This window comes from Methylobacterium sp. NEAU K (assembly GCF_030700285.1).
In the GTDB taxonomy this organism is placed as follows: domain Bacteria; phylum Pseudomonadota; class Alphaproteobacteria; order Rhizobiales; family Beijerinckiaceae; genus Methylobacterium.
In genome coordinates, this window is record NZ_JAUYZJ010000063.1 from 1 (window position 1) to 16809 (window position 16809).

At 65.5% G+C, this 16809-nt stretch carries 28 protein-coding genes; 11 read left to right on the forward strand and 17 right to left on the reverse strand.

Going from position 1 to position 16809, the window contains the following annotated elements; genetic code table 11:
* Positions 1–70: 70 nt before the first annotated feature.
* Entirely contained in the window at positions 71–334 is a 264-nt protein-coding gene (locus tag Q8W67_RS26255) for a hypothetical protein (RefSeq protein ID WP_305550385.1), read from the forward strand.
* A 216-nt stretch (positions 335–550) separates the two neighbouring features.
* Here the strand turns inward: Q8W67_RS26255 and Q8W67_RS26260 are convergent, their stop codons facing one another.
* The 7 genes from Q8W67_RS26260 to Q8W67_RS26290 all read right to left on the reverse strand — a co-directional run bounded on the left by Q8W67_RS26260 (position 551) and on the right by Q8W67_RS26290 (position 5045).
* Positions 551–1087 (reverse strand): hypothetical protein, encoded by a 537-nt coding sequence (locus tag Q8W67_RS26260; protein ID WP_305550384.1) that lies wholly within the window; start codon positions 1085–1087, stop codon positions 551–553.
* A 564-nt stretch (positions 1088–1651) separates the two neighbouring features.
* On the reverse strand, positions 1652–2065 hold the full coding sequence (locus Q8W67_RS26265) for a hypothetical protein (RefSeq protein WP_305551100.1): 414 nt from the start codon (positions 2063–2065) through the stop codon (positions 1652–1654).
* Between the two features lie 79 nt (positions 2066–2144).
* On the reverse strand, positions 2145–3455 hold the full coding sequence (locus Q8W67_RS26270) for a hypothetical protein (protein WP_305551102.1): 1311 nt from the start codon (positions 3453–3455) through the stop codon (positions 2145–2147).
* Between the two features lie 57 nt (positions 3456–3512).
* Positions 3513–3800: a hypothetical protein gene (locus Q8W67_RS26275; RefSeq protein WP_305551104.1), complete on the reverse strand. Its 288-nt coding sequence runs from the start codon at positions 3798–3800 to the stop codon at positions 3513–3515.
* Between the two features lie 81 nt (positions 3801–3881).
* Positions 3882–4316 (reverse strand): penicillin-binding protein, encoded by a 435-nt coding sequence (locus Q8W67_RS26280; protein ID WP_305551106.1) that lies wholly within the window; start codon positions 4314–4316, stop codon positions 3882–3884.
* On the reverse strand, positions 4313–4738 hold the full coding sequence (locus Q8W67_RS26285; protein ID WP_305551108.1) for a hypothetical protein: 426 nt from the start codon (positions 4736–4738) through the stop codon (positions 4313–4315). The genes Q8W67_RS26280 and Q8W67_RS26285 overlap by 4 nt, the downstream gene beginning before the upstream one ends.
* A gap of 10 nt (positions 4739–4748) precedes the next feature.
* Entirely contained in the window at positions 4749–5045 is a 297-nt protein-coding gene (locus tag Q8W67_RS26290) for a hypothetical protein (RefSeq protein ID WP_305551110.1), read from the reverse strand.
* A gap of 128 nt (positions 5046–5173) precedes the next feature.
* On the opposite strand from Q8W67_RS26290, the gene Q8W67_RS26295 reads away from it, so the two are divergent.
* The 3 genes from Q8W67_RS26295 to Q8W67_RS26305 are packed head-to-tail and all read left to right on the forward strand — an operon-like array spanning position 5174 to position 6993.
* The gene (locus Q8W67_RS26295; protein ID WP_305551111.1) at positions 5174–5452 is read left to right on the forward strand and encodes an XRE family transcriptional regulator; all 279 of its coding nucleotides are present in this window, start codon (positions 5174–5176) and stop codon (positions 5450–5452) included.
* A 9-nt stretch (positions 5453–5461) separates the two neighbouring features.
* Positions 5462–6046, forward strand: coding sequence for a hypothetical protein (locus Q8W67_RS26300; RefSeq protein WP_305551113.1), 585 nt, complete (start codon positions 5462–5464; stop codon positions 6044–6046).
* Complete coding sequence (locus Q8W67_RS26305) at positions 6043–6993, forward strand: hypothetical protein (RefSeq protein WP_305551115.1); 951 nt, start codon at positions 6043–6045, stop codon at positions 6991–6993. Before Q8W67_RS26300 ends, Q8W67_RS26305 begins: the two co-directional genes overlap by 4 nt.
* An 11-nt stretch (positions 6994–7004) precedes the next feature.
* Here the strand turns inward: Q8W67_RS26305 and Q8W67_RS26310 are convergent, their stop codons facing one another.
* Together Q8W67_RS26310 and Q8W67_RS26315 are read right to left on the reverse strand one after the other, a co-directional pair.
* Positions 7005–7241: a hypothetical protein gene (locus Q8W67_RS26310; protein ID WP_305551122.1), complete on the reverse strand. Its 237-nt coding sequence runs from the start codon at positions 7239–7241 to the stop codon at positions 7005–7007.
* A 225-nt stretch (positions 7242–7466) separates the two neighbouring features.
* On the reverse strand, positions 7467–7733 hold the full coding sequence (locus Q8W67_RS26315) for a hypothetical protein (RefSeq protein WP_305551128.1): 267 nt from the start codon (positions 7731–7733) through the stop codon (positions 7467–7469).
* A 62-nt stretch (positions 7734–7795) separates the two neighbouring features.
* Between Q8W67_RS26315 and Q8W67_RS26320 the strand changes: the two genes are divergently transcribed.
* Positions 7796–8182 (forward strand): hypothetical protein, encoded by a 387-nt coding sequence (locus tag Q8W67_RS26320; RefSeq protein ID WP_305551130.1) that lies wholly within the window; start codon positions 7796–7798, stop codon positions 8180–8182.
* A 1466-nt stretch (positions 8183–9648) separates the two neighbouring features.
* Here the strand turns inward: Q8W67_RS26320 and Q8W67_RS26325 are convergent.
* The 5 genes from Q8W67_RS26325 to Q8W67_RS26345 all read right to left on the reverse strand — a co-directional run bounded on the left by Q8W67_RS26325 (position 9649) and on the right by Q8W67_RS26345 (position 11949).
* Positions 9649–9972: a hypothetical protein gene (locus tag Q8W67_RS26325; protein WP_305551132.1), complete on the reverse strand. Its 324-nt coding sequence runs from the start codon at positions 9970–9972 to the stop codon at positions 9649–9651.
* Between the two features lie 985 nt (positions 9973–10957).
* Positions 10958–11161, reverse strand: coding sequence for a hypothetical protein (locus Q8W67_RS26330; protein WP_305551134.1), 204 nt, complete (start codon positions 11159–11161; stop codon positions 10958–10960).
* Complete coding sequence (locus Q8W67_RS26335; protein ID WP_305551136.1) at positions 11158–11424, reverse strand: hypothetical protein; 267 nt, start codon at positions 11422–11424, stop codon at positions 11158–11160. Before Q8W67_RS26335 ends, Q8W67_RS26330 begins: the two co-directional genes overlap by 4 nt.
* Positions 11425–11485: 61 nt before the next feature.
* On the reverse strand, positions 11486–11665 hold the full coding sequence (locus Q8W67_RS26340) for a hypothetical protein (protein WP_305551138.1): 180 nt from the start codon (positions 11663–11665) through the stop codon (positions 11486–11488).
* Positions 11666–11679: 14 nt separating this feature from the next.
* Positions 11680–11949, reverse strand: a complete 270-nt coding sequence (locus tag Q8W67_RS26345) for a GCG_CRPN prefix-to-repeats domain-containing protein (RefSeq protein ID WP_305551140.1) — start codon at positions 11947–11949, stop codon at positions 11680–11682.
* 352 nt (positions 11950–12301) lie between these two features.
* On the opposite strand from Q8W67_RS26345, the gene Q8W67_RS26350 reads away from it, so the two are divergent.
* From Q8W67_RS26350 to Q8W67_RS26375, 6 genes are all read left to right on the forward strand, one after another.
* Complete coding sequence (locus Q8W67_RS26350; RefSeq protein WP_305551142.1) at positions 12302–12580, forward strand: hypothetical protein; 279 nt, start codon at positions 12302–12304, stop codon at positions 12578–12580.
* Positions 12577–13584 (forward strand): tyrosine-type recombinase/integrase, encoded by a 1008-nt coding sequence (locus Q8W67_RS26355; protein ID WP_305551144.1) that lies wholly within the window; start codon positions 12577–12579, stop codon positions 13582–13584. Before Q8W67_RS26350 ends, Q8W67_RS26355 begins: the two co-directional genes overlap by 4 nt.
* Positions 13584–14216 (forward strand): ParA family protein, encoded by a 633-nt coding sequence (locus tag Q8W67_RS26360; protein ID WP_305551146.1) that lies wholly within the window; start codon positions 13584–13586, stop codon positions 14214–14216. The genes Q8W67_RS26355 and Q8W67_RS26360 overlap by 1 nt, the downstream gene beginning before the upstream one ends.
* Positions 14213–14602, forward strand: a complete 390-nt coding sequence (locus Q8W67_RS26365) for a hypothetical protein (protein WP_305551148.1) — start codon at positions 14213–14215, stop codon at positions 14600–14602. Before Q8W67_RS26360 ends, Q8W67_RS26365 begins: the two co-directional genes overlap by 4 nt.
* A gap of 32 nt (positions 14603–14634) precedes the next feature.
* On the forward strand, positions 14635–14856 hold the full coding sequence (locus Q8W67_RS26370) for a hypothetical protein (protein ID WP_305551150.1): 222 nt from the start codon (positions 14635–14637) through the stop codon (positions 14854–14856).
* Positions 14857–15004: 148 nt separating this feature from the next.
* Complete coding sequence (locus Q8W67_RS26375; protein WP_305551152.1) at positions 15005–15580, forward strand: hypothetical protein; 576 nt, start codon at positions 15005–15007, stop codon at positions 15578–15580.
* Positions 15581–15596: 16 nt separating this feature from the next.
* On the opposite strand, the gene Q8W67_RS26380 is transcribed toward Q8W67_RS26375, so the two are convergent.
* The 3 genes from Q8W67_RS26380 to Q8W67_RS26390 all read right to left on the reverse strand — a co-directional run.
* Positions 15597–15833, reverse strand: a complete 237-nt coding sequence (locus Q8W67_RS26380) for a hypothetical protein (protein ID WP_305551154.1) — start codon at positions 15831–15833, stop codon at positions 15597–15599.
* A gap of 166 nt (positions 15834–15999) precedes the next feature.
* Complete coding sequence (locus Q8W67_RS26385) at positions 16000–16221, reverse strand: hypothetical protein (protein ID WP_305551156.1); 222 nt, start codon at positions 16219–16221, stop codon at positions 16000–16002.
* A 186-nt stretch (positions 16222–16407) separates the two neighbouring features.
* The coding region (locus Q8W67_RS26390; RefSeq protein WP_305545841.1) for a hypothetical protein at positions 16408–16809 on the reverse strand (402 nt) is incomplete at its 5' end.

A 16809-nucleotide genomic window follows, 5' to 3' on the forward strand; every position in this document is an offset into this window, starting at 1 on the left:
ACGGCCGGTTCAAAGCCATGAGCGCCCAACTGCGAGCATCCGAGACACCCCTGTCGAGCGGAGTGTCAGCATGACCGAGATGCACATCACCCATTTCCGCATTCTTGAGGCGATGGCGGCCGTGGAGCGCGAGGTTGGAGACCGACTCGGCTTCGGGCCAGCCCGTTCGCGCACGCAAGAGATGGCGGTGTACCTGGGCGCCGAGGCCGCGGTTGAGGCGTGGGCAACTGCCAAGCACGATCAGCCGGAGCTGGAGCCTCGCAACGACCTGGAGCAGTTGTGCTCCGAGTTCATCGTGCTCCACGCCGTCGAGACCGCGAGCTGGGTACACTAGCCGCATAGGAAGTCCGGCCGTTGAAGTCCCCGCGAGCTTCTCACTTCAGCTTGAGGGCGAGGAGGATCATGGGGCGGCTCCGGAGCGGAGCGGCAAGCTGGGTCGGTATGCCTAACACCCCATGAACGCGAGCCTGTTCCTGTGTGCGACAGGCCCTTCCTACGGGCGTCCTGATCTGACGCCTGAGTTTCCGCAGCACCGTCCCGCAGCTGGGTATCACCCTACGTTCTCAAGCGCCTGTTGCAGGCCCCACCATCCCTTCACCTTCGCAGGCAAAGAGCTAGAGGGCTTCTTCGACAGCTTGGCTGAACAGCGCACCGCGTCCAGCCGGCTTGCGGCCTCATCCAGGCCGAGCGGATCCGCTTGCTGCCCAATAGCGAGCGCACCTTCGAGAGCTTCTAGCCCTTTGTCGAAGCTGAAAAAATCCGGGAACAGTGGGGAACCGATATGTGCCTCGATATAACGGGCCCGCTCTTGCTCAACCCCTGGCTTGTCCGCACAGGCCAGCCGCGTCACGAACGGCATCAGGCGCTGTCGCTGCGTGTTCGTCGCGTTGTCATTCAGCTGCATGGCAAGCTCACAGATCGGGCGGGAGAAGCATGCGGGCATGGCGTGTACCGAACGCACGGGCCGGTAGCCGAACCCGCACGCGACAATGGCCGCCTCATTGATGCAGGTGCCTCCCTCTGGGCCGGGGAAGGGGTGTGAACCGCGAAGGAGCTTCCAGTTCAGGATGTGATCGAAGTCGCTCATGGTGGCTAACTCCGTAGCCGCCCCCACGCTGAGCCTCCTCCCACGCGGTTGCGCCGTCAATCACTCGGACGCCGTAGCCTTAGAAGGGAGCTTCAGTGTTCGCGCCTGCGCCAACGTCTGCGCGACCGGCCACCGGCTCCTCCGCTTACAGCAAGGCGCCGACCGCCTCGTGGCAGGATCCGCATGAGGTGGGCGAGCAGCGTCCGTATGTCAGGATCTCGCCAGAACTGGTCTTCTCGCTAGCTAGAGGGCCCTTATGATCAAGCTGACACCCCAGCGGGTTCGCTACGTTCTGCGGTTCGCCGGGGGCGCGCTGTTCATGCTGTTCTTTTGCTTTATGGGCTGGCGGCTCGCGCTGGTTTCCTGATCCGCTCCAGTCTTGGGGCCGTTCGTAACATCGGATGAGCGCCATCCGTGATGGCCGGCCGGTCCTGGCAACCAAGTGTCAACTTTCAGACATTAGCTCGGCGCCGCCGGCGTTTGGCTGGCCATCCACGTCCGCCTACCGCTCGCCCCTCAGCGACAAAGGCGGCCGTGGATGCTCTGATCCGCTCAACCGCTAGTTTAGCGGCCGGCTACGCCTACCATCTCCAGCAACGCCACACCGACCGCCGCGATGACGTTGCCCTGACCACGCCACGGAAGGACGATCGGCTCGGGCTGCGGTCCAGTCGCCACCTCCGACCGCGCGGTCTTAGGCGCCTCCGCCTCGCGGTCTTGGTCGTTCCCGCGCATGTAGACCAGCCGAGAGCTGGCGGCGTGCTCGGGCGCGGCCAGGGACGGCTCGTCGTCTCCGCCGTCCTCCAGGTCGGGATCCCCGTCGAGGCGGTTCAGCACGGTGATGATGCGGTCCGCCGCGTCGAGGGCGGTCTGGGCCGCCTCCTCCAGGCTGGCGCGGAGTGCAGGCCCGGCCAGCGGTTCCATGTCCTCAGGAGCGGCCGGCTTCGGACGCGGGGTGAAGGTGAGCACGTCGCCCATGGTCAGTCTCGGGATGTGAGGGGGCGCCCGGCAGGTTCGGCCGGGGCGGTACGCACGGCCATGGAAAAGGGCGGGGCGGTCAGCCCTTCGCCTCGTCAGCGAGGAAGGTCGCCAGTTCTCCGATGAAGGCGGCAGTCTCGGCCGTGTCCTCGTTCTGGATGATCGAGGGTGCGATCCAGGCGAGGCGCGAGCCCCGGTCCCACCTGTCGTCCGGCTGGCGCTTCTTCACCTGCTTGATGGCGAGGTGCTCGACGTTGGTCAGCTCGTCAGACAACCACGCCATCAGGTCGCCGGCCGCGTTGTAGTCCACGCCCAGACGCTTCTGAGCGGCAGGAGCCTGACACCGGCCCTGCCAGACCGCAGCTTGGGCCACGTCCCCGACGAGCTGCGCCGTGTCGTGGATGGCCTGCAACTCTTTGAGCGTAGCGGACGCGAAGTCGATCCGGTCCGCGATGCAGGTCACGGGTTTCGGCGGAGATGCCTCGGCTTCGGTGAACGTCAGAATGTCCCGGGCGAGGCCAGGGCCAAGACCATCAGGCCAGTCGACGCCGATGTCGTCGCTGCGCTGGGCGACGCGGGCCTTGAGCTTGAGCCCAGCCAGAGAGGCGGCGGGTAGCTCTGCGATCTGTGTCTCGACCCTGTAGAGGGCGGTTCCGGCCTCGCGCACTGCCTCCTCGGCCGCCGCCATGCCGGTCCGCTCGCGCCAATCTTCCTTCTGCTGAAACCATGCCTGCCACTCCGGGCCGGAGCCTTCCGGCGCGGCGCCGGGCCCTCCGTCCTCACTGGCGGCAGCGTCGATGGCGTTTTCCTCGTCGGTCCGCTGCTGATAGAGGTCCACCGCCGCCTCCCAGAGCGGGGCAAGCGCAAGAAGCTCGGCGTCGCCCTGCGCGCGCAGCGCCGGCGTGGCAGGCTCGGTCCCATTCCGGAGAGCCTGGGCGACCTTGAACGCACGGTCGTGCCGGAATGCGAGCGCATGCACGGCGTCGCTGCGCAGCTCACGACGGATCCGAGCCTCCCAATCCGTATGCTCGCCGGCCGAGAGGTGGTTGGCCTCAAGGACGCGCCGGCGCCCCATCTCGCCCTGCACGCGGCTGTGCATCTGCTGGGCGTTGAAGCAGATCCAGTGCGCCATCGGGCGACGTGAGACCTTCCCGGTGGCGTCGCAGTACGACACGGTCCCGTCGCGGTGGTCGATGCCGCTGGACGCCAGCACATCGTGATCGGGGGCGGCCTGCGCGACTTGGCTGGCGAAGTCGGGAGTGGGTTCGGGAGCGACTGGCTGCCGGACGACGCGCGAGAGGTCGGCCTGCAGGTCGGCCGCACGCTCCCGAAGGCTCGGGCGCTCGGCATCACGGCGGATCAGGTTCTTGAGGGAGGCACGGAAGGACATCGCGGGATCCTCGGGTGAGGTACGCGGGCAGCCGGCCCGCTCGGGTTGCGGGTTGGGTCAGAGGAGCGAGGCGAGGCCGGTGAGCACCATGCCGCCACCGATGATGGCGACGGCCGCCAGCAGCTCGCCGGCGAGTTCGAGGAAGCGGAAGCCGCGGCTGTGTGGGGTCTCGGCCCGGATGGGCTCGACGATCTCCCAGACCTCGTCCTCGCCAGGCAGGCGCTCGTTCGGGAGGTTGATGAGGTAGCGGCCATCGACCGAGAGCCGGCGGCGCGCGGCGCTGGGGGCAGCCGTGCTGCGGACCGGGGCGGACTGGCTAAAATCGGGAATTCGGACGTGCGTCATCGTTCGGGCTCCGGTGAGGGCTCGTGGCGGTGGGTCGGTGGTGGAGGGGGAAGCCGACGCGGGGCGTCGGGTTGGTCGGCCCTAGTCCGGCGAGGCGCGGGCTAGTGGCGTGACATCAAGGGCAGCCGAACCCTGCCGCTGGGCGACCTTGCGGAGCCGACGGCGAGCCGCACGGAAGGCGATGGGATCGCCGGACGCCTCGGCACGGTCGCGGTAGTAGGCGACGAGCGCCACGGCGGCCTCGGGCGTCGAGGGTGTCAGGGCGTGAAGCTCGGACCGGGCGGCGGTGCGGGCTTGCTGCAGGCCGATGCGGTAGACGCGCCAGTCAGCGGGGAGGGCGAGGCCGGCGGCCTGGATCTCGCGGGCAAAGCGCCCGGCCTCGCGGCAGGCGGCATCGGCGGACTGAGCCCGGCGGATCGCGACCGGGAACGGGTCGGCGGCGGCACACGTGGAGCGGTAGGCGGCGAGGGCCATGGCGGCGGCCAGCGCAGAGCGGCGGGTAAGAGGCGCGGTCACGACGTAAACCCGCTGTCGAGGGCCCAAGGCGGATGATCACCATCGGGGCCGTAGAGGTCGGGGAACAGGGACCAGAGGCGGTCGCTGATCCGGTTCAGCAGCGCGTCCCGTGCCTCCATGCAGTCGCCGCGCAGAGCGTCGTCGTGGAAGTGGTCGGCCGCGTCGTGCATGTCGCCGGACACGTAGTCGGCGAGCGCCATGCCGATCACGGCGGCGCCGATCTCGGCCTGCGTGGCGGGCGACAACAGGTGCCACGCCTCGGCGGGCGTGAACGGCAGCGGCATGCGGGACCAGAGGGCGGCGTGGTCGGAGAGCCGGGCGGTATCGTCGCCGCGCAGGGCGGGGTCGGCAGCGATGGCGGGGACGGCCGTGGCGGAGAGAAGGCTGGCGGCCAGAGCGCGGCGGTTGATGCGGGCGGTCATGACGCGAGCCTCAGTGCGCGGCGGCGGTGCGGGCCATCTTGGCGGCCTGCCAAGCGGCCTTGAGGGCGGTGGACAGGGCTGCGGCGCGGGTGAGGCCGTAGCGCTCCTGCAGGTTGGTCGCGGCGACCGCGGCTGCGGCCATGATCGCGGAGCGATCGAACTTGCCGGCGACAACGAAGGGGCGGCGCTGGAACCGGGCAAAGCCCTGGCAGAGGGCGCGGGCGCTGAGCAGCCCGACGGGGATCGCCGGGCGGCTGTCATGCAGGCTGCGGGAGAGCTTGGTCCAAGAAACGGTGCGGTGGGCCATGGCCTAACCCTCAACCTAGGGAACAGCCATAGGCTTAGCAGCAGGGTCTGGCCTGTCAATAGACCTATGGCTCAGCCATTGAGTTTCCTGCCCTCCCCCCGTATTATTGGTGTCGGAGATTGTGACCGATGCCGGAAAAACCGATCCGCCTGACACCCAGGCTGTGCCGCGCCGCGCGCGCGATGCTGGGGTGGCGGCAGGCAGATTTGTTCGAGGCGTCGAAGGTGCCGGCGCCGACGATTGAGGCATTCGAGGCTAAGCCCGAAAGCGCCAGGATGATGGGCGCCAATATGCGTGCGCTGATCGCCGCTTTCGAGGCTGCGGGTCTGGAGTTCATCCCCGAGAACGGCGGTGGGGCCGGGATCCGGTTCCGGGAGCGGAAGGACGGCACGCGGGACGAGCACTGAGGATCTGAGATGCCGATCCCCGGCTTCACCATTGATGGTGTGATCCCGCCGTTCATTGGGCCGCATGGTCCCGGTGGTCTTGCGCAGGATATGACGCCCTATGTCGCGAGCGCCCTGGAGGTGGTGCACACCCTTGGCGGGTCAGATCGGCGGCGGGCCATCCTAACGGGCTGGCTCGGCTATAGAGCGCAGTTGCGGGCCGCGGGGGTCACCCACGGTTTTCAGTGGCTGGACGGGAGTTTCGTGGAGCAGAAGGAGCCGAACGACATGGATGTCGTGACCTTCTTCCGGCGCCCAGCGCATGCGCAGTCAGATACCGATCTTGCCTTGTGGGCGGGAGCGCGCCGTCACCTATTTGATCGAGTTGGCATCAAGACGAATTTCCTGCTTGATGCATTCCCGGTTGACCTCGGTGGCGACGCCGAGAGCATCGTCAGCGTGTCTCGATATTGGCTGGGCCTGTTCTCCCACCGCAGGGTGGACGGCCTCTGGAAAGGGATGTTGCAGGTTCGTTTAGAGGACGCGGCGGATGATGCCGCCGCGCTTGCGGCCCTCGCCCCAGCGGCAACTTCTACGACGGGAGTGATGCCATGAGCGCCCTGAAGAAGATCGAGAGGGATCAGCACGCGGCCGAGTTCGCCGCCGTGACGGCGCTGCTCGATCAACTCACGGCCAGCGACATCATCACCCGCATGGGCCTTGAGGCGCGCCGCGACGAAATCGCAGCCGCCCTTGCGGGGATGACGGATGAACCGAAGGTTCCGACCGCATCGGCGGCCCTGTTCTTCGGCGGCAAGCCGGTGGCCGGTTCGCGTGGCATTGAGTCCGAGTTCGGCGGCAATGCTGTCACCAAGTTCCAGGATCTCGTCGCGAAGCTCATGGCTGACGAGGCTGGGGCGCTGGGCCAGCGCGGGATCGTGCCGAACAAGGGCGCGGCCACGTTGCACATCACCAACGTCGTTCGCGGCTCCTTCGGCTTCCTCCTCGAAGAAGTCGAGCCACAAGGCGAAGCGATCGACACATCCCTCAAGGTCGCCGTCGATAACGCCGCGCAGCTCCTAAGCGCGTTCGGTGAGACCAGCGAGGACAAATTCCGCGCCGCTGTCGAGAAGATCGACCAGCGTGTCCTGACGACGGCCCAGGAGTTCTTCTCGCTTATGAGGACGAGCGGCGCCACGTTCCGGCTGCTCGCAGGAGACGAGGATCGTTCGTTCGGGCCTGAGGCTGTCTCGCGGGCAGCGGAACGTGCCTCCTCTACGCGGGTCACCGAGACGGAGGAGCAGATCGAAGGGCAGTTAGGCGGCGTTTTGCCCGATGCCCACCAATTCGAGTTCCGCAGCGTAAGTCGGGGGCCCGTAAAGGGCAGCATCGACCGAGCGATCCCCTCCTCTGAACTTGCCGAGCTGAACCGCACTCTCGTCAACGTGGACGCCGTTGCCACGCTGAAGGTGAGGCGCGTCCTTCGAGACGGGGAGATCGCCCGTGAGAGTTTCACGCTGCTTCGGCTGGATGCCCGCCAGGAGCCGAGCGCGGCGCTTTGATCGGCACTGATCTACTCGACGGTGCGCCACTTCACAGGCGGCAGTGCCGTGCCGGGCGTCGTCGCATCCCGCTGGTAGAAGGTCCGCCGGTCGCCGGTCACGGCTTCAGCGACATCATCGATCGCCTTGATCACCTTCGAGGTCGCGTTGTCGAGCGGCCCCTGCGGTTTGGCCCTGGTCAGGACCAGGACGCATTGCTGCCGCCAGCTCCGGGCCTCCTCCAGGAAGGCGACCTCTTCGGCCCGCACGAGCACGCCTCGCCTTGCCATATCGCCGACCCCGCACCGCAGGTTCGAGCAGATAGAACGGAACTGGAACGGCGGCGAGTGGTCTGGACTGGACGGACCGCCATTCCGGACTGTCACTGCCGACTGGCCGTCACCGGGCGCTCCCGTGTCAGGATTGCCTCGGAGGCTGCCGTTTAGGCTTTGACGATGCGAAAGGCGGCTAGAATGCCCGCCTGCGCTCGCGTTCTATCGTCCGTTCTGCCAACGCGACGTGATCTCTCGGAACGCCGCATCGCCGTTCGCCTCCGAGGCCTCCTCCGAGCCGAAGGATCGGGCCGACTGGCGCACCACCACATCGTCCCGCGTGACCGACCAATCGAACCGGCCGGGCTCTTTCGAGGATGGGGTGACCCGCAGCTTGTGGGGGTTCGGCTTGAAGGTGATCATCTCCTGTAAGTGGGTGGCCCCACGTCCGCCTGCGAGTGGGTCGAGGCGAAGGGCGGGTTGGCTCACCGCGCGGCAACTCCGCTTCTGGCCGCATGGCTCGCGACCCCATCCTGCCGTAGCTCGGCGGCATGTCAGCCGGTCTCGCCCCTACCCTGCTTCCGAACCCCGTCGCGCTCTGGCACGGCTCCATCGAGGCGATCTCCCCGCACGCCTCGCCCTGCCGCTACCTCTCGCCGGTTCGCTGGAGCCCGATGCGGGAGGGGTGCCTCGATTTCATCACCCGGCTCGGCGCCGAGGCGCACGGGCTCGGCTGGACGGCAGCGCAGCTATTTGCTGTCCATCCTGAGCACGGCACGCTCCGGCTCGACTTCTGCGGCGCGCTGATGGTCACGGGTGACCGAGTGCAGGCAGTCGAGGCGGATCGGCTCGTGTTCGAGCGAGGCTCGGCCTACCGGACCAAGCCGGGTCAGGAGTGGGGAGTGCCGGTGTGGGAGTTCGCCCGGAAGGGGCGCTGACGCTGCCCTGGCGGGAGCGCTCGTCGGCCCCGGTCGTTCCCCTACCATGCGTACAGCCCTCATCGCCTTGATCGTGCTGGTTCGGTTCGGCCCTGACCTCGTCTATGCGGCGAGCGACAGGCTCCCGCGGCGCGATCCATCCCATCAGACGACCGCACCGAAGTGGATCGTCAGTCCGCCCGCGGTCGTGGTGATACGCCCGCCGCCTCCTTAAGGAGGACGCTCACGGCGTCTGCCGCCCGCTCTCCCGAGCCGCCCGCTTCTTGGCACGCAGGTCCTTCAGCAAGACCCTGAAGTCGATGACCTTCTGCGCGGGCGCCGCGGGAGCACGTCTCCGGTTTTGCGTCGGCTTAGGTGGCCATTCCACCGGTCGCTGCCGATCCCGAAACCGCGCGATGTCCTCGGGATCGAACCGCTTGCGGCCCCGCTTCACGCCCAAGCCGACCGCGATGTAGGCGATGTCACCGCAGGCCCGTGAGGGCCGATGGTCCGGCGGATGATCTGCAGCAGCTTGGCTGCGTGATCGCCGCTTCCTCGAACCGCGCTGGATAGCGATTGCCGAAGCGGCACCCTCTTCGTCGCGCTCCTCTCATCCGTGCAAGTCGTCAAGATCAAAGACAGGGGTAGATTGCCGATTCCACAGCATATATAGAGATAAGAACGGACAGGAATAAATCATAAGATTTTATCTATTAACCAAAACAAGGGTCAAGTCGTGATCGTCGCCGCTATCCTATTGACAATTGGTATTATAATCGGCTGGCTTTGCAACGTCATTGCTTTGTATCTATCATCATCGCTGATATTCGTTGGTTTTTTTACATTTTTTATGATATTTTCAGAAACAAGGATGCTGCATCTGCTTATATTATTTGGATATCTTTTCACACATCAAACGGGCTATCTACTCGGCGCATATCTTGGCGCTGAGCCAGAGGAATACAAATCCTGAATACTCCGACTACCATAACCAGATGATGCGCCCGGAGACTTGGTAGATGAGCAGCCAGATTGCTACCGCCGCGATGCCTGCTGCCACGACGAGAGCCAGAGACGGTCTGCGGCCCCGTTTTCTGCGGAGCCATGCGAAGTTGTTCACGGTTGGAGATCCTTGCTGGAGTTTCCTGAGCCCGCGGGTACGCAGCTGAGTCGATGCGGGTTTCAGGGCCGGGGGATTTTTTGCGCTCGCTAAGTTCATGGGCTGCCGTTAGCATGAGGAGCGCGGACGCAAGCTGACCTCACAGGCACAGAGGGGGCATTTTCAGAGATCTTTATTTAAATCACGTTTTTATTTACCTTTCTGATATTCAATTTTAAGGTTCAGGCATCGGCGCCTTACGGATTTTGCCGGGGCACATAGTAAACGTAGGGCTATCCCCTACTGGGCATTCACCAGTGGTCGCTTCCCCGCATCGCGCCACCTCCATGTGCAGTCGATGGGTGCCCACACAATCGGCCCGGTCAGCCTACGACTTCACCACAGCCAGTTCCTGCAGGCTCAGGTCGATCGCACGGACAAGCTGCTCGGCAGTCTGAGCCACGGCAGGGTCTCGCGACATCGCGATTGCTGCCTCCTGCAACGTGCGGAATTGCTGAAGCCGAGCGGCGGGATCGCCTCCTCGGGCGATAGCTGACCGCACGAGGCCCTGGACGACCTCACGCGCTAAACGGTCACCGAAGCCGGACAGCGTCTGGACCTGGCCAGCCTCGTAGCGGGCGCTCCTACCGAGGCTACCTGGGTCAGCGAGCGCTGCCGCCGCTTCCGGGATCGGATCGCTGTCTTCGCTCATTTTTTCACCGTCACGGTCGAGAGGCAACGTTGGATCTAATGACCAACGCGTCAGCGAGGTAAAACGGGCGACCACCCCCAAGCCTCTCGGTAGAAGAGTAGTGGTTTCATCGCAGTGGCTAGTTCGTAAATGGATGGCTGAGGTCTCTCCGCCCATTGATCACGCTGACACGGGCGGGTGCTCGCTCTCCGGCAATGCTGCCCTCCGGCGCTTCCAATGCCCGGTTATGCGCTCGTCGGGACGGCGCAGGAATTGGCGATGATGGGCAGGCCCTGCCCCGCGCGACCCGCGCGTGCCAAGCGGCGGCGACCTCCACGCGTGATCGTTCATGCTCGCCCAACCGCGGGCGGCGATCCTGCCAGCACGCCGGTGAGATAGACGACCTCTCCCACGAGCCCGCGATCAGATCGTGCGGCGGGGCTGACAACGCGGTGCGGGTGCCGACCGGCCGCAACGATCTATTAACCATAAAGGTCGAGGTTGCTGTCAGCGATCGGCTGGGGGCTGAGCGTCGGAAGAGCAGCACCGAGACCCGGAGGTACGGTCTCGCAGTGCGGCCTCGTCGGCGCAGTCGCAACAAGCCCGCACCTGGAATACCAGGGCGGGCTTTTCTCATCAGATCGGGCTGCGGGGCAGATCCAGGGCTATGCCAGCGCCTGCGGATGCGGCGACGGCCTGCCGGAGTACGTGTCACCTTGCATGGGGCAGCCGCTGTGTGACCTCCGGTGGGACATGGATCGGCGAACGCTGGGGCCGCTGTAGGCGCCAAGGATTATCACCCTCCCGTGGCAGGTCGGGCAGCGCTTGACCGCCATGGTGTGGTGAGACGCAGCCTCGTCCAGGCTGACGGCACGCCATGCGCCCTCGATTTTAACTTCACAGGTCTGCGGGTCGGGGCTTGGCATCGCGCCGACCTGCCATGCTGACGCGAGGGTCGCCAGTGCCTCGGGGTCACACCGCTTCTGGCCTGCGGACCGCCGCCTCGCTACGCCGAGGCCACGATCATCCGTGCGCGCGCCTCAGCCAAGCGCTCTTCGTCCGTGTGCACCGGCATGTCGGCGACGACCTTCTCGACGATCTGCCGCGTGATCGCCTCGTCGAGGCCCAGGCCGCGGGCGAACCCGTCGAGGCGCCTCATTATGTGCTGGGTCGCGGCGCGCTCGTGTGCGGCCTCGGGATCGTCACTCATCCCTGAACCGGGAAGCCCATGATGACGGCGGTCATCACCATCGTGCGGCGCAGGCCGGGCGTGGTGGCCTCGTCAGCCAGCAGCTTCTTGGCCTGCGGGTGCATCTCGATCGCCTTGGCGACATCGACCCGGTGGCCGGACTCGAAGACGAACGGCTCCGCATTCTCATCCTTCAGGTAGGCGACCGTCGCGGCTGCGATCTCCGTGTCGGTGATCTCAGATTTGCGGCGCAGGTCGCCGACGGAAGGGATCTCTTTGGCCATGCCGGAGAGCTATCGCGGAGCCCCTGCCCCGTCCATGACCCTGGTTCGCTTTGAGGCTTGATCACGACAGATGCGCGATCCCACGCGCCACGACGATGAGCAACGCGAACAACAGCAGCATGGCAGCTGCCACCAGCTTGGCGCGTACCCACCGAGAATCTTCCCCAATCATCAGTGGCTTAGCCAGAGCGAAGCTGGCCGGAGCCTTTGCATCATCGCAGTTCGCTCCGGCCTCGCGCATGTCAGGCGCGATCGTCAGCGGTGACAGAAGCCGCGCGGGCCGCGGATCATTCCGGGCGGGCAGCCACGGGGCGCACCGGTCAGCGAGCGTCGGATGGCGCCACGCGGCCCGCGGTTGAGACGACAGCCGCCGAATGGGCCGCGATGCTCACCAAAACCACAGCCGCCACGCACGAGGGTCAGGGATGCGTCGCCCCGAGCCAAGGGCGCGACGGGCATCGCTTGTGCCGCGCCCCCCGCAAAGAGCGCAACGGCGGCCGTGACGATCATGGCGGTCATCTTCATCGGGTGATCTCCCTCCTTGGTGCTGTCCCACTATCAGGGCTGGCTTGAGCTAGTGCGGGCCCTGGTGGTGTGCCATCGGCACGGGCCGGATGCTCAGCACGAAACTTTGCAGGGGTGTGTCAGCTTCAGAGGTGGTCCGCGCCTGCCCGGGACTAGGCGACTGCCTGTATCTCGGCCTCGCGCACATCCCGATCGCGTTCGCGGCTGGTCTCGCCGGAGATAGTGAACTCACATCCTATCTGTCACGTCTACACGTGATCACGTTGTAACGTGGTAGCGCGATCCCGTTGCCAGTTTCCGCGTGGGGGTCTAAGGTCCGATAAGAAGAGATTATCGGACACCAGAAGACAGCATGCCACAGAAGCCACCTCGCCTTCCCTTCTCACACGCCGGGCAGGACTTCATCATCAAGGCGCGCCCGACGGCGGATGGCGTCGAGGTTCGTGGCTTTTGGCATGCTCGCTCAAGGGGGCGGACGCGGTTCTTCGTCCTCGTGCCGACCGAAGCCATCCAGAAGGCCCAGCGGCCTGACTGGGCTGATCCAGTGCAAGCCGCCTTGAAGCTCGTGCGGAACCAGATCACCTCGGCGGTCGACGAAGGCGAACCGCTGGCCGAGGAAACTCAGCCTTGAGCACGGAAGTCACCCTCCCCTCACCGACTGGCCTGCAGGCGTTCGCCGATCGGGCGCGTGAGTACGCCGGTCAAGCGCGAGCCGAGAACACGCGTCGGGCCTATGCCAGCGACGTGCGAGCCTTCGCGTCCTGGTGCGAAGCTCGGCGCGAATGCGCCCTGCCGGCGAGCCCAGCGGCTGTGCTGTCCTACCTGATCGACCACGCTACCACGTTGAAAGTTGTCACGTTGCAACGTCGGCTCGCCGCGATCCGTGAGCAGCATGCCGCGGCGGGCTTCCAGCTCGATACCGCCTCGGCGGCGTTCCGGGACGCGTGGCGCGGCATCAAGAGGGCGCACGGTCAGCCCGCAGTGAAGAAGCGCCCCCTGATGACGGTGGACCTTCGCCGCGCCGTGGCGATCCTGCCTGACACACTCGCCGGAAAGCGCGATCGGGCGCTGATCCTGGTTGGCTTTGCCGCGGCACTGCGCCGGTCCGAACTCGCGGGGCTCGAAGTCACCCGCAAGGATGGCGGCGCCTGGATCGAGGAGCGACCCGACGGCCTCGTGATCCACCTCTCCCGCAGCAAGACGGACCAGCAGGCCGAGGGCGCCGAGATCGGCGTACCCTATGGCTCGAACCCGGAGACCTGCCCGGTGCGCAGCTATCGCGCGTGGATCAAGGCTGCCCACCTGAAAGAGGGGCCGGTGTTCCGACCAATCGACCGGCACGGCCGTATCGGCACCGAGGCGGTGACAGATCGGGCGGTGGCTCGGATCGTCCAGCGTACGGTCGAGGCGTCAGCACTAGCGGAAGGGCACTCCCCGGAGGAGGCGCGGCGGCTTGCGACGGCTTATGCCGGGCACTCGCTCCGGTCCGGGCTCGCCACATCGGCTGCGGCCAATGACGCGCCGGGGCACGCGATCCAGCGGCAGCTCCGGCACAAGCGCTTCGACACGACGAGCGGCTACATCCGGTCCGGGCAGCTCTTCAAACAGAACCCGGCCGGGATGGCGGGCCTGTAATGCGCGTTCTGGCTCTGACCACACAGAAGGGCGGCAGCGGGAAATCCACGCTGGCGGCCTCGCTCGCCGTCGCGGCCATGCAGGACGGGGAGATGGTTGTGGCGCTCGACACGGATCCGCAGGCGTCGCTTGCGGGCTGGGGGAAGCGGCGCGAGGCGAACGGCCTGGACGTGCAGCGGGTCGAGCCGTCGGCGTTCGCCGGCACGCTCGGCCGGATCCGGAAGGCCGGCGCGGTCTCGCTGGTGATCGTCGACACGCCCGGTCGGTTCGGTCCCGACGTGGCGCTCGTGCTGCGCGAGGCGAGCCTGTGCCTCCTGCCGGTGAAACCGTCGATCCTCGATGTCGAAGCGGCACGGCCGACGGTGGAGCAACTTCGGCTTCTGTCGAGGCCGTTCGCCTTCGTGCTCAACCAGTGCAACCCGACCACGCAGGCCCGTACGCTCGACGCGGCGACGGCGCTCGTGAGCACCGGTGCGCTGGCGCCCTCGATGGTGGCGACGCGCTCAGATTTCCTGGACTCAATGACAACAGGGCAGGGCGTCACCGAACTGGCGCCCAAGGGCAAGGCGGCCGTCGAGGTCCGCCTGCTGTGGCAGTGGATCAAGGCGCAGCTCGGAGGCGCGAAGGCATGAGCAAAAAACCCCGCCCGTCCATCCACGACCAACTCGCCCGGCTCGCCGCCCAGGCGCCAGCCGTCGAAGCGCCACGCGACCCCGCTATCACGAGCCAACGTGAAGACGTGGCCACGTTACAGCGTGATGACGTTACAACGCTTCCACGGGGCAACGTGGCGGCCGAACGCTTGGCGGATGAACCAGCCGGTCCGGAGGGTTACAAGCGCCGGGTCCGGTATGAGAAACCTCATGCCTCAATCTACGCGCACCCGAAGGTGTTCAAGGCGCTCCGTGAGATTGCCGCGGCTACCGACTGCAAGCCGCATGACCTCTACATCGAGGGTCTTCGGATGGTGCTGCGCCAGCACGGGCGGGATTTCGACGCTCTGAACCGGGGCGAGTAGCCACGTGGTCACGTGACAACGCGGGAGGGACGATGACGACGGCCAGCGACAAGGTTCCGCACGACGATTTCTCTGAGGGCTTCAAAATCGGATTTCAAACCGTGCAGGGCGTGAACAACACTATCCCGGCCGTCCCTGGCGAGCCGGGTATTCCCGGCGGGATGACGCCGTTTCTGATGGGCGTCCGAGCCGGCATCAAGGCCGGGAAGGGCACGCTGGCGAAGCAGACCAATGCAGGGCCGCCCCTGACGTGACCACGCTGTCACGTGGCAACGTGGCTGCCGAGCGCGGGGCCGACATCGCCTGGATCATGGATCAGTCCGGCCACCGGGATCCGCGGACGGTGGTCGGGTACATCCGGCGGGCGAACGCCTTTAAGGGGCACTCAGGGAGTGGGTTCCTGTGAGTGAAGACGAGGAACTGCTGCCCGCTAAGCCACCGCTGCCGCGCCCGCCGCATGAAATGGCGGTCGGCTACGTCAAGGAGGCCGAGGCGTACCACCGCGCGGCGCTGCTCGTTCACTCCAGCCGGGAAATGGTTTCGGACGTCGCGCTGATGGCGCCCGCGCTGTTCCTGCTGTGCCACGCGACTGAACTGGCCTTGAAGGCGTACCTACTCAGCCACGGTGCCGACCCTGGGGCGAAGGTCGGCGGTCTGAAGAACCCCGCCATCGGGCACAACCTCGTCGCCCTCTACGGGCTGGCGGTGGCCCAAGGGTTCAAGGCCACTGACGACCGGCTTGCCGACATGGTGGAATGGCTCGGCCCGGCGCATCAGGCTCACAGCTTCCGATACCGCGAACTCGGTTACCGCAACCTGCCGCTGCCGGTGCTGTTCGCCGAGGTGCTGTCGTCGACCATCGCCAGCATCAAGCGCACGGTGAGCATGCAGGCCATGGCGATCAGCCGGGAACGCGAGGACGAAGTGCTGCGCCAACTCGGGGTCGCGCGGGCTCAGATGCCGGAGGATTGGCAGTGATGCGGACGTTCTGGCCTTAGGCATCCGCCGCTTTGTCGAAGAACGTCACCGACAGGCCGGTCACCTGGTCGTTCAGGATTTCCGCGATTTGCTGAGCATGGGCGTAGTTCACGCTATCCCGCAGATCGAAGCTCAGCAGCGCGCCCCCGAAAGCTGAGATCGGCTCACCTTTTGACTCCAGGACGAGGTGAGGGCGCCCGTCGGCGTCCTTCTTTGCGGTGAACCGGTATTGGCCTCTCTCGGTCCTTGCCATCGTCAACGCCTCCCTGCTGCGGGCGATCCTACCGCAGTTCTGGATGCGCCACGATGCGCAGACCCTTACCGCGCCCAGGCCGACCCGCGCGGCAGCTGCATCGTGCGGAGGCGGCGCTTGCCGTAGTGGTCGTCTGGGTTCTGTAGGCTATCGAGCGGAAACCGCCTCATCGTTTGATCGGCAGACGGCCCACAACTGATCCCGCTTCATCCCGCACAATCATCGTCCAGGATCGGTCCGGATCGGTTTCGATCACCGCACCGGCCATTTCGGCGATGACACCGCGTGCCTCAGCGAGTGCCTCATCGAGGTCCGCAGCCTCGACGCCCTCAAGATCTAAGATCGTTTCCTCGTCGCTCGATACGTCGAAGAAGAAGCGAGGTGCCACTGTCAGTCCCCCTCATGCACGGTCGTCACGAGGGGCGACTGGCGCAACCGCCTACGTAGTTTGACTTTATGCTAGGGTCAAAACCTAATCAGCTTGACCCTGGGAGGGCCGCCCGCTTTCGACCCATTGCGGACGGTCAGGTTGAGTGTGGAAGCAGAATTGCGGCCTTGTCATGGACGTTGCAACTCAGGAAACTTTTCGGTGACCAAATTTACTTGCCCAGCCTCCGATTGAAGCTCCGATCCAAAGAGAAGCATAAAGTAGGCAAGAGCTTATCAAGAATATGATATGCCCTGCATTGCCAGAAAATCCATTCTTGTCTATAGCCTTAGTAAATATTATTGCTGCTAATATGATTAAAAATAAACTCAGCGGCGATTTTAACCCTAATCTTGGTCGCTGCTTACCTTTACGATAGCCAACGGCGAAACCAAATATTAGCAACAAAAGCGCGACATATGGAATTAGATACAGTAACATGACAGATACCCAATCGGGACGATCACTGGCTAACCGTAGCATTTGAGCGTCCGCTCGCCACCCTTCTCGGACATCATCACGGCCAAGCTGATTGAGTTCAGACCCTAG

Bases quoted from the DNA above. Each gene is read 5' to 3' on its own strand.
- Q8W67_RS26255 (WP_305550385.1), top strand. From the start codon at position 71: ATGACCGAGATGCACATCACCCATTTCCGCATTCTTGAGGCGATGGCG.
- Q8W67_RS26260 (WP_305550384.1), bottom strand. From the start codon at position 1,087: ATGAGCGACTTCGATCACATCCTGAACTGGAAGCTCCTTCGCGGTTCA.
- Q8W67_RS26265 (WP_305551100.1), bottom strand. From the start codon at position 2,065: ATGGGCGACGTGCTCACCTTCACCCCGCGTCCGAAGCCGGCCGCTCCT.
- Q8W67_RS26270 (WP_305551102.1), bottom strand. From the start codon at position 3,455: ATGTCCTTCCGTGCCTCCCTCAAGAACCTGATCCGCCGTGATGCCGAG.
- Q8W67_RS26275 (WP_305551104.1), bottom strand. From the start codon at position 3,800: ATGACGCACGTCCGAATTCCCGATTTTAGCCAGTCCGCCCCGGTCCGC.
- Q8W67_RS26285 (WP_305551108.1), bottom strand. From the start codon at position 4,738: ATGACCGCCCGCATCAACCGCCGCGCTCTGGCCGCCAGCCTTCTCTCC.
- Q8W67_RS26290 (WP_305551110.1), bottom strand. From the start codon at position 5,045: ATGGCCCACCGCACCGTTTCTTGGACCAAGCTCTCCCGCAGCCTGCAT.
- Q8W67_RS26295 (WP_305551111.1), top strand. From the start codon at position 5,174: ATGCCGGAAAAACCGATCCGCCTGACACCCAGGCTGTGCCGCGCCGCG.
- Q8W67_RS26300 (WP_305551113.1), top strand. From the start codon at position 5,462: ATGCCGATCCCCGGCTTCACCATTGATGGTGTGATCCCGCCGTTCATT.
- Q8W67_RS26305 (WP_305551115.1), top strand. From the start codon at position 6,043: ATGAGCGCCCTGAAGAAGATCGAGAGGGATCAGCACGCGGCCGAGTTC.
- Q8W67_RS26320 (WP_305551130.1), top strand. From the start codon at position 7,796: ATGTCAGCCGGTCTCGCCCCTACCCTGCTTCCGAACCCCGTCGCGCTC.
- Q8W67_RS26325 (WP_305551132.1), bottom strand. From the start codon at position 9,972: ATGAGCGAAGACAGCGATCCGATCCCGGAAGCGGCGGCAGCGCTCGCT.
- Q8W67_RS26330 (WP_305551134.1), bottom strand. From the start codon at position 11,161: ATGAGTGACGATCCCGAGGCCGCACACGAGCGCGCCGCGACCCAGCAC.
- Q8W67_RS26335 (WP_305551136.1), bottom strand. From the start codon at position 11,424: ATGGCCAAAGAGATCCCTTCCGTCGGCGACCTGCGCCGCAAATCTGAG.
- Q8W67_RS26340 (WP_305551138.1), bottom strand. From the start codon at position 11,665: ATGCGCGAGGCCGGAGCGAACTGCGATGATGCAAAGGCTCCGGCCAGC.
- Q8W67_RS26345 (WP_305551140.1), bottom strand. From the start codon at position 11,949: ATGAAGATGACCGCCATGATCGTCACGGCCGCCGTTGCGCTCTTTGCG.
- Q8W67_RS26350 (WP_305551142.1), top strand. From the start codon at position 12,302: ATGCCACAGAAGCCACCTCGCCTTCCCTTCTCACACGCCGGGCAGGAC.
- Q8W67_RS26360 (WP_305551146.1), top strand. From the start codon at position 13,584: ATGCGCGTTCTGGCTCTGACCACACAGAAGGGCGGCAGCGGGAAATCC.
- Q8W67_RS26365 (WP_305551148.1), top strand. From the start codon at position 14,213: ATGAGCAAAAAACCCCGCCCGTCCATCCACGACCAACTCGCCCGGCTC.
- Q8W67_RS26370 (WP_305551150.1), top strand. From the start codon at position 14,635: ATGACGACGGCCAGCGACAAGGTTCCGCACGACGATTTCTCTGAGGGC.
- Q8W67_RS26380 (WP_305551154.1), bottom strand. From the start codon at position 15,833: ATGGCAAGGACCGAGAGAGGCCAATACCGGTTCACCGCAAAGAAGGAC.